Below are 13505 nucleotides of genomic sequence, written 5' to 3'. Positions count from 1 at the left end.
CTGTCTGGATATACTATGAGCGCTACCGGTTCCGAGACGACGCGTGCTGCAACCATGCATTGGGGCGCGGAGGTGCTCGACGGAAACCGCGTTCGGTTCCGGCTGTGGAGCAAGGGCGGCCAGGCGGTCAGGCTGCGGCTTGATGGGCAGGATCTCGACATGCCCGAGGCAGCCGACGGCTGGTGCGAGCGGATCGTCGAGGGCGCTGGTCCGGGGACAGCCTATTGCTACGTGCTCGAGGACGGAACGGTCGTGCCCGATCCGGCGGCGCGGGCGCAGCAGGGCGATGTGCATGGCCCCTCGATCGTCGTCGATCCACGTGCCTATCGCTGGCAGCATCCCGACTGGCGGGCGCGGCCATGGGAAGAAACCGTTTACTACGAATTGCACATCGGCACGTTCACGCCCGAGGGCACGTTCCGGGCGGCGATTGAAAAGCTCGACTACCTGGCACAGCTCGGCATCACCACGGTCGAACTCATGCCCGTTGGGCAGTTCGGCGGCGAGCGCGGCTGGGGCTATGACGGCGTGCTGATCTACGCGCCGCATCGCCCCTATGGCACGCCCGAGGACATGAAGGCCTTCATCGACGCCGCGCATGGGCTGGGGCTCAATGTGGTGCTCGACGTGATCTACAATCACTTCGGCCCGGACGGGAACTATCTGTCGCTTTATGCGCCGGACTTCTTCGACGGTGAACGACACACCCCATGGGGCGACGCCATCGCCTATCAAAAGCCGCCCGTGCGGCAGTTCTTCATTGAAAACGCGCTCTACTGGCTCGAGGAATTCCACCTCGACGGGCTGCGGTTCGATGCCGTCGACCATATCCACGACGCGGAGTCGGATCCGGAAATCCTGGTCGAGATGGCCCAGACCATCCGGGCCCGCTATCCAGACCGCGCTTTGCATCTGACCACCGAGGACAACCGCAATATCACCCGGCTGCACGAGCGGGATGCCGATGGCGGCATGCCGCTGTTTTCCGGTGAGTGGAATGACGATCTGCACAATGTCGCCCATGCCATCGCGACCGGCGAGACCGAAGGTTATTACGCTGACTTCGTCGACAAGCACTGGTGGAAGCTGGCGCGCTGCCTTGCGGAGGGCTTTGCCTATCAGGGCGAACCGACGCCCTTCGGCGGCAACACACCCCGCGGCGTACCGAGTGGGCATCTGCCCCCGACGGCCTTCGTCGATTTCATCCAGAACCACGACCAGGTTGGCAACCGCGCCTTCGGCGAGCGGCTGATCGACCTTGCCGAAGACAGCATGGTGCGCTCGATGATGGCGATGCTGCTGCTGTCGCCGCATATCCCGCTGCTGTTCATGGGCGAGGAATATGGCGAGACCCGTCCCTTCACCTTCTTCACCGATTTCCACGGCGAGCTGGCGGACGCGGTGCGCGAGGGCCGGCGCCGCGAGTTCGCCAGCTTCGGCGCCTTCCACAACGACGAAGATGCGCTGCGCCATGTGCCGGATCCCAATGCGCCGGGCACGTTCGAGGCCTCCAAACTCAACTGGGACTGCGTCGACAGCGAGCACGGCCAGGACTGGCTGGGGTTCACAAAACACCTGCTGCAGCTGCGCCAGCAGCGGATCGTCCCCTTGCTCGCTGCGGCGCGCGGCGGAGCAGGGCATATCGAGACGGCCGAGGATGGCAAGATCGCCGTATCCTGGCAGCTCGGTGACACTGTGCTGCACATGACCGCCAATTTCGACGACGAGCCGCGCGAAATCACCCTTCCAGCAGGCGAGGTGATCTACGCTTCGCTCGAGGCCGAGACGCGCCACGCCGCGGAGAGTTGCCTCCCCGGCCATGCCATTGTCGTCACCCTCTCAGCTTCACATCAGGCCACGGCGTCCCAATCATGAGCGAAACCCTCGATGCCCTTGCCACCCGCTGCGGCGTGGCGATCCGATACACCGGGCTCGACGGGGTCGACCATAAAGTGCCGGACGCCAGCAAGGTGGCGATCCTTGCGGCGATGGGGCTGGAGGCCGGCGACGATGCCGCCGCCGCCAAATCGCTGACGAGCGTCGCGCCGCTCCCCGACGAGTCCGGCTGGACCCCGGCGCAGTGCTACATTCCCGACTGGCTCGAGACCGGCAATTGCTGGGGCGTGGCGCTGCAGGTCTATGCGCTGCGCTCGGCGCGCAACTGGGGCATCGGCGACTTTGCCGATCTCGCGGCGATGGCCGAAACCAGTGCCGCAACCGGTGCAGATTTCCTCGGCACCAATCCGCTCCACGCCATCTTCATGTCCGAGCCGGACCGGCGCAGCCCGTTCTTCCCCTCGACCCGCAGGCACCTCAACCCGATCTATATCGCCGTCGATCAGGTGCCCGGCTATCGCCCCGACATGGGCGACGTTGCCGGCATCGCTGCAGCGCGCGATGCCGAACTGGTCGACTATATCGCCGTCGCCGCGCTCAAGCTCGATGCCCTGCGCAAGCTCTGGCCCGTGTGGCAGGCGTCGGAGGCCAATCCGCCCGACTATGCGCCGTCGGCCTTCGATGCCTTCGTTACCGCGGGCGGCGAGTCTTTGCGCCGGCATGCTTTGTTCGAGGCGCTGGCCGCCGAGATGGCCACGAAGGGTCTGCGCAGCCGCTGGGACGAGTGGCCCGAGGCCCTGCAGGATGTCGAGGGCACCGAGGTTGCCGCCTTTGCCGAGGCACATGCCGACGACGTGCAGTTTCACCTCTGGCTGCAATGGCTGGCGAGTGTGCAGCTGAGCGCGGCGCAGGCCCATGCCAAGGCCTGCGGCATGCGCATCGGGCTCTATCTCGATTTTGCCGTCGGCGAAGCGCCGGACGGCTCGGCTACCTGGGGCGCGCCGGCGCTCGCCATGCGCGGCGTTCATATTGGCGCGCCGCCCGACTATTTCTCCAGCACCGGGCAGGACTGGGCCATCGCGCCGCTGTCGCCGACCGCGCTGCGCGCCGCCCCCGACGAGGCCTATGGCGAGATGATCGCCAGCTCCATGCGCTATTGCGGGGCGCTGCGCATCGACCACGCCATGGGCATCCGCCAGCTGTTCCTGGTGCCCGAGGATGCCTCGCCGGCGGCGGGCGCCTATGTGCGCTATCCCACGCCGCAGCTCGTTCAGGCGCTGGCTGACACCTCGCATCGTTATGGCACGGTGGTGATCGGCGAGGACCTCGGCTATGTGCCCGAAGGGTTCCGCGACCTGATGGCCGACATCCGGCTGCTCTCCTACCGCATCCTCTATTTCGAGCGGAAAGACGATGGGTTCGTGTCGGCGCTAGACTACCCCCGCGAAGCGCTGGCCTGTGTGGCAACGCATGATCTGCCGACCATCGATGGCTGGTGGCGCGCCGCCGACGTGGCACTTCGTCTCCGCTACGGCCTGATCGACGCCGAGGCTGCCAGGACACAATCCGAGCTGCGCGTTATCGAGCGGGCGCAACTGCTCGACCATCTGGTCTGGCTCAAGCTGCTGAGCGCCGATGAAAGCGCCGAAGCCTCGGCGGCAGGCGGCAATCCCGATGCGCCATTGCCGGCCTCGCTGGTCGTTGCCATTCATCGCTTCCTGTCGCGCGGCGCCTGCCGCATGCTGGCGGTGCGGATCGAGGATCTGGTCGGCGAAACCCTGCCGGTCAACCTGCCAGGCACGGTTGACGATTACCCGAACTGGAAGCGCAAGCTGGCGGTCACCATCGAGGACATCGGCAGCCTGCCGCTGTTCCGCACGGTCACGTCGGCCATGGCGGCAGATCGGCCGAGACAGTCATGACCACGCCCACCGCCACCTATCGGGTGCAGTTCCGCAACGGCATGGGGTTCGCCGAAGCGCTCCGGCTCGTGCCCTATATCAAGGCGCTGGGCGCCAGCCATTTCTATGCCTCGCCGATCTACGTGGCGACACCCGGCTCGACGCATGGCTATGACGTCACCGACCACAATCACTTCGACCCCGAACTCGGCGGTGACACCGGCTTCGCCGAACTCTCGGCGGCGCTCAAGGCCGCCGGTCTGGGGCTGATGCTCGATATCGTCCCCAACCATATGGCGGCAGACTTCGCCAATGCGTGGTGGCACAGCGTGGTCGAGTGGGGTGCCGACAGCCCCTATGCGCGGCATTTCGATATCGACTGGCGCGAGCCGCTGACACTGCCGTTTCTCGGCCAGCCGTTCGCCGATTGCCTCGCGGCGGGCGAGCTGTCCTTCGGGTTCGACACGGAGCGTGGCGTGCTCGGGCTCAAATATTACGAAACGATCGTGCCGCTGCACCCATCTTCCTACGGCATGGTGCTGGGTGAAGTCACGCACCCCGCGTCCCGGGAAATCGCATCGCGGGCCGAGGCGGCCCAGCCCGGAGGGGCCGATGCCTTCCATGCCGGTATTCTCGCGACGCTGACCGGGGACACCCGCGAGACCCTCGAAGCAGCGGTGGCAGAGCGGGCAAAGACCCCGGGTCTGTTGGCTGCCGTGCATGAGGCGCAGCGGTGGCGGCTGAACTATTGGCGCGAGGCGCGCAGTCACCTTTCCTATCGGCGCTTCTTCGAGGTGACCGGGCTCGCCGGCGTGCGCGTCGAAGATCTGGCCGTCTTCGAGGACGTGCACCGTAAGACACTGGACCTCGTCGCAGACGGCACGCTGGACGCGCTGCGCATCGACCATGTCGATGGTCTCGCCGACCCCGGTGGGTATCTGAAGCAGTTGCGCAGTCGCATCGGCGACACCTGGCTGGTGGTCGAAAAGATCCTTGAAAGCAGCGAGACCCTGCCCGAGGACTGGGCTATCGAAGGCACCACGGGCTATGAGTTCATCGACGCGCTGGCCGGTGTTCTTGTCGATCAGCGTCAGGCAGATGCCTTCGAGGACTGCTACAGCGCATCTATCAAGACGCGGGTCGATCTCGACGCGGAGCGGCGGCAGGCCAAGCAGCAGATGCTGGCCGTCAATTTCGAAACCGAAATGACCGGGCTCACCGATCGCGCGGCGGCACTGGCCGACTTGGAGCAGCTTGCGCTGACCGCGCCGGATCTGCGCAGTGCCATGGCGGCGCTGATCACCGCCTTTCCGGTCTACCGCACCTATGGCAATGCCGAAGGCCAGTCGCAGGCCGATCAGGCGCTGCTTGCCGAGATCGCTGCGGACGCCACCGAACAGCTACCCGATTGCGCCGAGGCGATCGGTTTCATCGTCAGCCTGCTGAAGCTCGAGGTCAGCGTTTCCGCGAAGGGCGCGGCGCTCGATTTCACCGTGCGCTTCCAGCAGCTCAGCGGTCCGATCATGGCCAAGGCGCTCGAAGATACACTGTTCTATCGGCGCAACCGGCTGCTGGCGCTCAATGAGGTCGGCGGTGACCCGCAGAGTTTCGGTCGGCCGCTGTCTTCCTTCCACGACACCATGGCGGCCCGGGTAACGGCGCAGCCGGAGGGCCTGCTCGCGACCTCGACGCATGACACCAAGCGGGGTGAGGATGCCCGTGCGCGGCTTTATGCGCTCAGTGAAGCACCGGCGCTCTGGGCCGAAAGAGTGGCGCGCTGGCGCGAGATGAACGCCGGGCTGGTCAAGGATTTCGCAGGCGCGCCGACACCATCTGCCGAGCTCGAATGGCTGGTCTATCAGGCGCTCGCCGGCATCTGGCCGCTCGATTCTGCTGCCGAAATCTCGGCAATCTTGGACGATCTGCGGCCCCGCTTTCTGCCCTATCTCACCAAGGTCGTGCGCGAGGCCAAGCAGTTTACCAACTGGGTCGATATCGACGAAGGCTATGAAGAGATCATCGACGCGTTCGGTGCCGGGCTGTTCGACGCGCAGAATGCGGCCTTCTTCGCCGATTTCGCAGAAGCGCTGCAGCCCTTCATGCGGGCCGGGGCGCTGAACAGTCTCACCCAGACCGTCCTCAAGCTCACCGCGCCAGGCATCCCGGATATCTATCAGGGCACCGAAGGCTGGGACTTCAGCCTCGTCGATCCCGACAACCGGCGGCCCGTCGATTTCGACAGCCATGCCCGCAATCTCGCGGCCATCCCCGATATGCCAATGTCGGCGCTGGTCGAAGGCTGGCACGACGGTCGGATCAAGCAGGCACTGCTGCACCGGGGGCTGGCGGCGCGTTCAGAATATCCTCAGCTGTTCACGCACGGCCAATATCACCCGCTGGAGGTCACCGGTGACCGTAGCCAGCATGTCATCGCGTTCGCCCGGCGACAGGGTTCAGGGAGCGCCATGATTATCGCGCCGCGCTGGACCTTCGATCTGCTGAAGGAGGGCGACGGCCTGAGCATTCCTGCGGGGCAATGGGGCGACACGGCGGTGATGTTGCCGGATGAATCCGGGGCGCTTCGGAATGTCTTCGCCGATGGCGAAGTGCGGTGGCAGGGCCGGGTGCCGGTCGCAGACCTTCTAGCCGACGTGCCGGTCGCGCTGTTGATGTCGCGCTAGACGTGTCGGGATGCGCCAGCGGCGCACCCCGAGCATCACTCAGACCAACAGGGTCATCGAGCGGCCGATCAGCGGCAGCGTATGCTCTTCGGGCAGATCGCTAGGCGCCGCATCGAGGTCGGCAGTGTTGATCATCAGCGTCCAGCCACGCCCGTCGCGCGCCGGCAGGTGGAAATCGACCGTCTCGTGATAGGGGTTGAACAGCAGCAGTACCTCTGGCCAGATGCCGTCTTGCCCCTGCAGGTCGTCCCGCGAAATCCTCAGGCCGATGCTGGTCGCGCCGGCGTCCTGCCAATGCTCGGCCTGCTGCTCGCCGCCACCCGGATTGAGCCAGGTGATGGCCATGCCATCCCGGAAGCTCGTGCGATTGAGCAGCGGCTGCTGCTTGCGCAGGGCAATCAGCCGCCGCGTGAACTCGGTGAGCGCGATATCCTCGGGGCTCTGGTTCTCCCAGTGTATCCAACTGATCTCGCTGTCCTGGCAATAGCCATTGTTGTTGCCATGCTGGGTGCGGCCGAATTCGTCACCGGCAAGGATCATCGGCGTGCCGTGCGAGAGCAGCAGGGTCGCCATGAAGTTACGCTTCTGGCGATTGCGGATGTCCATGATCGCCTGGTCGTCCGTCGGGCCCTCGGCGCCATAATTGGCGCTGCGGTTGTCGTTGTGCCCGTCGTTATTGCCCTCGCCGTTCGCATCATTGTGCTTGTCGTTGTAGGAAACGACGTCGTTTAGGGTGAAGCCGTCGTGGGCCGTTATGAAGTTGACGCCCGCCCAGGGGCGGCGGCCGCGCAGGTCATAGACATCTCCGGAGCCCGTAAAGCGGGCGGCGAATTCGCCTGCCGAATGCTCGTTGTCCTTCCAGTAGTCGCGCATGCCGTCGCGATACTTGTCGTTCCATTCGGCCCAGCCCGGCGGAAAGCCGCCGACCTGATAGCCGCCGGGGCCGATGTCCCAGGGCTCGCCTACCAGCTTGACCTGCGACAGCACCGGGTCCTGACCGACGGCGTCGAAGAAGCCGCCGCGCTGGTCGAACCCTTCGGGCTCGCGTCCCAGGATGGTGCCGAGATCGAAGCGGAAGCCGTCGATATGCATCTCGGTCGCCCAGTAGCGCAGCGAATCCGTCACCATCTGCAGGACGCGCGGATGGCTGGTGTTCACCGTGTTCCCGGTGCCGGTGTCGTTGATGTAGTAGCGCGAATTGCCCGGCATCGTGCGGTAGTAGGAGAAATTGTCGATGCCCTTGAACGACAGGGTCGGGCCCAGCTCATTGCCTTCGGCGGTGTGGTTGTAGACCACGTCGAGGATCACCTCGATGCCGCCATCATGGAAAGCGCGCACCATGTCGCGGAAGCCGTTCAGACCATTCGGGCCGTAATAGCGCTGCACCGGCGAGAAGAAGCCGATGGAATTATAGCCCCAGTAATTGTGCAGCCCCTTGGCCTGCAGAAACTCGTCATCGGTGAAGGAGTGGATCGGCAGCAGTTCGATCGAGGTGATGCCGAGGCTCTTCACATAGTCGACGATGGCCTTGTTCCCCAGGCCTTCGAAGGTGCCGCGCAGATGCTCCGGAATGGCCGGATGCAGTTTCGTCATGCCCTTGACGTGGGATTCGTAGAAGATCGTGTCGGCCCAGTCGGTGTTGGGCTTGGTGTCGCCCTGCCAGTCATAGGCGTTGGGGTCGATCACGCGGCACTTGGGCATGACAGATGCGCTGTCGCGCTTGGAAAACGTAAGGTCCGTCTGGTCCGACTTCAGGTCGTAGCCGAAATGCGCACGCGACCATTTGAAATCGCCGACCAGTTCCTTGGCATAGGGGTCGAGCAGCAGCTTGTTGGGATTGAAGCGGTGGCCATTGCCCGGGTCGAACGCCCCATGCACGCGATAACCGTAGAGCTGTCCCGGTCCGACGCCGGGCACATAGCCGTGCCAGACCTCGTTGGTATATTCGGGCAGGGTGATGCGTTGCACTTCCGAGCGGCCGTTGCGTTCGAACAAGCACAACTCGACACGTTCGGCGTGCGCCGAGAACAGTGCGAAATTGGTGCCATTTCCATCCCAGGTCGCCCCGAGTGTGCGATAGTCGCCGGGAAGGACTTCACGGTGAAGGCTTGATCTGTTGGGCAAGGGATTACTCATGCTGGGGAGACAGGACTAGGCGATGGCAATCGCCCGACTGTCAACGCGCAATAGCCGCGAAGGCTGCCTGCGCTGAGCGCAGGGGTCGAATGCATACTCTTTCACACTGAACCGTCAGGTCTGCGCAGCAATTTGCGGTTTCAGATAGTTCTGACCGTCCGTGACCCTGCAAAACTCAAAACCGCTCGACATCACCCGCACTGAAATGCTAACATGTTAGTATATCATCAGGGAGGATGTTATGAAACTAATCAGGACTTTGGGCCTCGGCGCAGCCGTGGCCGCGCTCGCCTTGACCGCCACTACGGCGGTGAGCTTTGCGCAGACCCGTATCGCCGTCGTTGCCAAGGATATCGGCAACGGTTTCTTCGTTGCGGCGGGCAAGGGCGCTGAAGAGGCGGCCGAGGAACTCGGCGATGTCGAGATCATCTTCACCGGCCCGACCGAGCCGACCGCCGAAGGTCAGATCGAGGTGATCAACACGCTGGTCGCCCAGCAGGTCGATGCCATCGTCATCTCCGCCAATGACCCCGACGCGCTCGTGCCGTCCCTGCAGAAGGCGCAGCAGCGCGGCATCACGGTGGTGTCCTTCGACTCCGGCGTCGCGCCGGAAGGCCGCGACGTGCAGCTCGACCCCTCGTCGATCGATCTGATCGGCAAGACCATCGTCAAGCTGGCCGCCGACCACCTGCCGAATGGCGAGGGCAAGATCGCGTTTCTGTCGGGTACGGCAACCGCCACCAACCAGAACGCCTGGCTCGCCGCCGCCAAGGAACACTACGACGAGTTCCCCGGCGTTGAAGTGGTCGCGACCGTCTATGGCGATGACCTGTTCGACAAGTCCTACCGCGAAGCCCAGGGCCTGATCTCGTCCTACCCGGATCTCGCTGCCATCTCGGCGCCGACCTCCGTTGGTATCGTCGCTGCGGCGCAGGCCGTCGAAGACGCCGGTCTCATCGGCAAGATCAATGTCACCGGTCTGGGTCTGCCGTCGGAAATGGCTGCGCACGTCAAGTCTGGCGCCTCGCAGTCCTTCGCCATCTGGAACCCGATCGACCTCGGCTATTCGGCCACGATGATCGCTTATCACCTGCTCAAGGGCGACGTGACCGCCGAGCCGGGTGCGGAAATCCCGATCGGCCGCGTCGGCACGATCACGCTCGACGACAACAATTCGGCCGCCATGAGTGACCCGTTCACCTATGACGCTTCGAACATCGACGATTTCTCGTCGATTTTCTAAGTCGATCCGTCCTTACGGGGCCGGCGGCTCTCGCTGCCGGCTCCCTTATTCCAGACCGGATGACTGGGCCAGTTATGCTCGATCCCAAGACCACTACCGCGCCCAGCGCAGCTGCGGGCACGACGCCCGTGCTTACGCTGCGGGGCGTCTCCAAGCATTTTCCGGGCGTGAGGGCCCTGCATGATGTGTCGCTGTCCCTCTATCCGGGCCAGGTCACTGCGCTGATCGGCGAGAACGGCGCGGGCAAGTCCACCCTCGTCAAGATCCTGACCGGCATCTATCAGCCCGATGCGGGCGAGATCGCGGTCCGCGGGACGCCGGTAAAGCTCGATACGGCGCATCACGCCTTCGAAGCCGGCATCACCGCCATCCATCAGGAAACCGTGCTGTTCGACGAACTTTCGGTGGCCGAGAACATCTATCTGGGACACGCGCCGCGCACCCGGTTCCGAACTATCGACTGGGCGACGATGCGACGCGAGGCCAAGACCGTGCTCGACGGCATGGGCGCCGGCCATATCCATCCCAATACCCGCCTCAAGGAATTGAGCATCGCCAACAAGCATCTGGTCGGTGTGGCGCGCGCCATGTCGATCGATGCCGATGTGGTGATCATGGACGAACCGACCGCGGCGCTCTCCTACAAGGAGATCGAGGACCTGTTCGTCCTCATCGAGCTGCTCAAGCAGGAAGGCAAGGCGGTCCTGTTCATCACCCACAAGTTCGACGAAATCTATCGCATTGCCGATCGCTACACCGTGTTCCGCGATGGCGAGATGGTCGGCGACGGCCTGCTCGCAGACACGCCGCAGGACGAGATCGTGAAGATGATGGTCGGCCGCTCGGTCGACCAGATCTTCCCGCGCCATGAAAAACGCAGTGGCGCCCCGCTGCTCGAGGTCAGCGGGCTGTCGCATCCCACCGAATTCGCCGACATCAGCTTCACGCTGAACGAGGGCGAAATCCTCGGCTTTTACGGTCTCGTGGGCGCGGGCCGGTCCGAGGTGATGCAGGCGCTCTTCGGCATTACTCAGCCCTCTGGCGGCACCATCGCGCTCGGCGGCGATGCCATCGCGCCGAAATCGCCCGCCGATGCCGTCAACGCCGGCATCGTCTATGTGCCCGAAGAGCGCGGCAAGCAGGGCGTGGTGATCGGCCTGCCGATCTTCCAGAACGTCTCGCTGCCGTCACTCAGGCGCACCAGCACCTCCGGTGTGCTGCAATTGCGCGAGGAGTTCGCGCTGGCCCGGACCTTTACCAAGCGGCTCGATCTGCGTGCGGCGTCGCTGAGCCAGGACGTCGGGACCCTCTCGGGCGGCAATCAGCAGAAGGTTGTGATCGCCAAGTGGCTGGCGACCAGCCCGCGCGTGATCATTCTCGACGAGCCGACCAAGGGCATCGACATCGGCTCCAAGGCCGCCGTCCACCAGTTCATGGGCGAACTGGTCAGCCAGGGCCTGTCGGTGATCATGGTGTCATCCGAACTGCCGGAAATTCTGGGCATGAGCGACCGCGTCGTGGTTATGCGCGAGGGGCGGATCGTCGCCACACATGAAAACGACGGGCTGACCGCAGAGATGCTGGTCAAGACCGCTGCCGGCATCGGAGCACAGGCATGAAGTCACTCCTGAGAGCCCGCGAATTCTGGCTGGCCTGCGTCATCGTCGTTCTCGGGCTCGGCGTCTCGACCCGTTCCGAGGGCTTTCTGGCGCCGGCGAGCCTTGCCAATATCTTCAACGACACCTCGATCCTCATCATGCTGGCGCTGGGCCAAATGGTGGTGATCCTCACCCGTTCGATCGATCTGTCGATGGCGGCCAACCTGGCGCTCAGCGGCATGCTGGTGGCGCTGATCAATGTCGCCTTCCCGGGCATGCCGGTGCCGCTGCTGATGCTGACTGCCGCGGCCTTCGGCGCGGCGCTCGGCGCCTTCAACGGCATATTGGTGTGGAAGCTCGATATTCCGCCGATCGTCGTCACGCTGGGGACGCTCACCATCTATCGCGGCATGATCTATGTCATCGCCGGCGGCAGCTGGGTCAACGCCCATCAGATGACCGACGCGTTCAAGGCGGTGCCGCGCACCGAAGTGCTCGGCATCACGCTGTTGAGCTGGATCGCCGTTATCGTGGTGCTGGGCTTCTATCTGCTGATGACGCGCACGCCGCTCGGCCGCTCGTTCTACGCCACCGGCATCAATCCGACGGCCGCGACCTATGCCGGCATCGATGTGGGCCGCACCCGCTTCATCGGCTTCTGCATCGCCGGCATGGTCTCGGGCCTCGCGGGCTATCTGTGGATCGCGCGCTATGCCGTGGCCTATGTCGATGTGGCCGGCGGGTTCGAGCTCAACATCATCGCCGCCTGCGTGATCGGCGGGATCTCGATCGCCGGCGGCACCGGCACCGCGGTCGGCGCCGTGCTGGGCGCGTTGTTCCTCGGCGTCGTCAACAATGCCCTGCCGGTGATCGGCATCTCGCCCTTCTGGCAGATGGCGATTTCCGGTTCGGCCATCCTTCTTGCCGTCGTCTTCAACTCGCGCGGTGAGCGGCAGCGCGGCCGGATCATTCTCAAGCAGGCGGATACGCCATGACCACGGAAAATCAGGCCCCCTCCGCACGCGACATCCCCGATCGTCTCGACAACCGAGTGCGCTCGGTCCTGCTGTCGTGGGAAACGCTGCTGCTGCTCGTTGCGGTGGTGATCTTCATCGTCAACTCCTTCGCCTCACCCTATTTCCTCAATGCGTGGAGCCTGTCGGATCTGACGTTCAACTTCACCGAAAAGGCGATCATCGCGCTCGCCATGGCGCTGCTGATCATCTCCGGCGAGATCGACCTCTCCGTCGCGTCGATCATTGCGCTGGCTTCGACGCTGATGGGGCTGGCCGTGCAATATGGTGCCGATACGCCGACGCTGGTCGCCATCGGCATCGGCACCGGGCTGCTCTGCGGCGCCTTCAACGGCGCGCTGGTGACCGGGCTCAAGCTGCCCTCCATCGTCGTCACCATCGGCACGATGAGCCTGTTCCGCGGGCTGAGCTTCATCATCCTCGGCGACGGTGTGTTCAAGGGCTATCCCAAGGATTTCGGCTTCTTCGGCCAGGGCTATGTCTATTGGGTTATCTCGTTCGAGCTGACGCTGTTTCTGATCTTCGCCGTCGGCTATTTCTTCCTCCTGCACCGCACCAGTTTCGGCCGCCGCGTGTTTGCCATCGGCAATAACGAGGTCGCGGCACGCTTTTCCGGTGTCCGGGTCGGGGCAATCAAGTTCGTGCTGTTCTGCCTCACCGGCGCCATGAGCGGGATCGCGGCCGTGCTGCTGACCTCGCGGCTGGGGTCGACCCGCCCGGCGATCGCGCAGGGGTGGGAACTCGAGGTCATCACCATGGTGGTGCTCGGCGGCGTCAGCATTCTGGGCGGTGCTGGCTCGATCATCGGCGTCGTCATCGCGGCCTTCATCATGGGCCTCGTGACCTTCGGCCTCGGTCTGCTCAACGTCCCCGGCATCGTCATGTCGATCTTCATCGGCGGGCTGCTGATCGTCGTCATCGCCTTGCCGATCATCTATCGCATGGCCCGAAGGACGGCGTCCTAGGTGCGCCCTATTGATGAGGCGGGCAGGGCGCTTTGGAGTAGGCGGGGCGCGAAAACCGTGACAGATTATCGCCATTCCCGCCCCAGCGGGCAGACCGTTCCGCTCCGTCCT

The 13505-nt window shown here is 64.3% G+C and carries 8 protein-coding genes; 7 read left to right on the top strand and 1 reads right to left on the bottom strand.

The features are described 5' to 3' along the window. Positions 1–15 precede the first annotated feature (15 nt). Genes treZ through treY form a run of 3 tightly spaced genes read left to right on the top strand, consistent with a single transcriptional unit; the run spans position 16 to position 6418 of the window. Complete coding sequence (gene treZ / locus ACN0TK_RS14190; protein WP_417310169.1) at positions 16–1875, top strand: malto-oligosyltrehalose trehalohydrolase; 1860 nt, start codon at positions 16–18, stop codon at positions 1873–1875. Beyond that, entirely contained in the window at positions 1872–3758 is a 1887-nt protein-coding gene (malQ, locus tag ACN0TK_RS14185; RefSeq protein ID WP_417310168.1) for a 4-alpha-glucanotransferase, read from the top strand. The genes treZ and malQ overlap by 4 nt, the downstream gene beginning before the upstream one ends. Continuing rightward, positions 3755–6418 carry a malto-oligosyltrehalose synthase gene (gene treY / locus ACN0TK_RS14180; protein ID WP_417310167.1) on the top strand — a complete coding sequence of 888 codons (2664 nt, stop codon included), beginning with the start codon at positions 3755–3757 and terminating at the stop codon, positions 6416–6418. Before malQ ends, treY begins: the two co-directional genes overlap by 4 nt. Before the next feature lie 39 nt (positions 6419–6457). Here treY and glgX read toward each other — a convergent pair whose 3' ends face one another. Beyond that, the gene (gene glgX, locus ACN0TK_RS14175; protein ID WP_417310166.1) at positions 6458–8554 is read right to left on the bottom strand and encodes a glycogen debranching protein GlgX; all 2097 of its coding nucleotides are present in this window, start codon (positions 8552–8554) and stop codon (positions 6458–6460) included. A gap of 241 nt (positions 8555–8795) precedes the next feature. Between glgX and rhaS the strand changes: the two genes are divergently transcribed. The 4 genes from rhaS to ACN0TK_RS14155 all read left to right on the top strand — a co-directional run bounded on the left by rhaS (position 8796) and on the right by ACN0TK_RS14155 (position 13394). Beyond that, a complete protein-coding gene (gene rhaS / locus ACN0TK_RS14170; RefSeq protein ID WP_417310165.1) occupies positions 8796–9797 on the top strand; it encodes a rhamnose ABC transporter substrate-binding protein in 1002 nt (333 codons plus the stop codon). 74 nt (positions 9798–9871) lie between these two features. Further along, positions 9872–11416: a sugar ABC transporter ATP-binding protein gene (locus ACN0TK_RS14165; protein ID WP_417310196.1), complete on the top strand. Its 1545-nt coding sequence runs from the start codon at positions 9872–9874 to the stop codon at positions 11414–11416. Further along, positions 11413–12390 carry an ABC transporter permease gene (locus tag ACN0TK_RS14160; RefSeq protein WP_417310164.1) on the top strand — a complete coding sequence of 326 codons (978 nt, stop codon included), beginning with the start codon at positions 11413–11415 and terminating at the stop codon, positions 12388–12390. Before ACN0TK_RS14165 ends, ACN0TK_RS14160 begins: the two co-directional genes overlap by 4 nt. Beyond that, complete coding sequence (locus tag ACN0TK_RS14155; RefSeq protein ID WP_417310163.1) at positions 12387–13394, top strand: ABC transporter permease; 1008 nt, start codon at positions 12387–12389, stop codon at positions 13392–13394. The genes ACN0TK_RS14160 and ACN0TK_RS14155 overlap by 4 nt, the downstream gene beginning before the upstream one ends. Positions 13395–13505 lie beyond the last annotated feature (111 nt).

Origin of the sequence: Devosia sp., from assembly GCF_048261455.1 — a bacterium.
In the GTDB taxonomy this organism is placed as follows: Bacteria; Pseudomonadota; Alphaproteobacteria; order Rhizobiales; family Devosiaceae; genus Devosia_A.
This window is presented reverse-complemented; position numbering and strand designations above follow the sequence as displayed.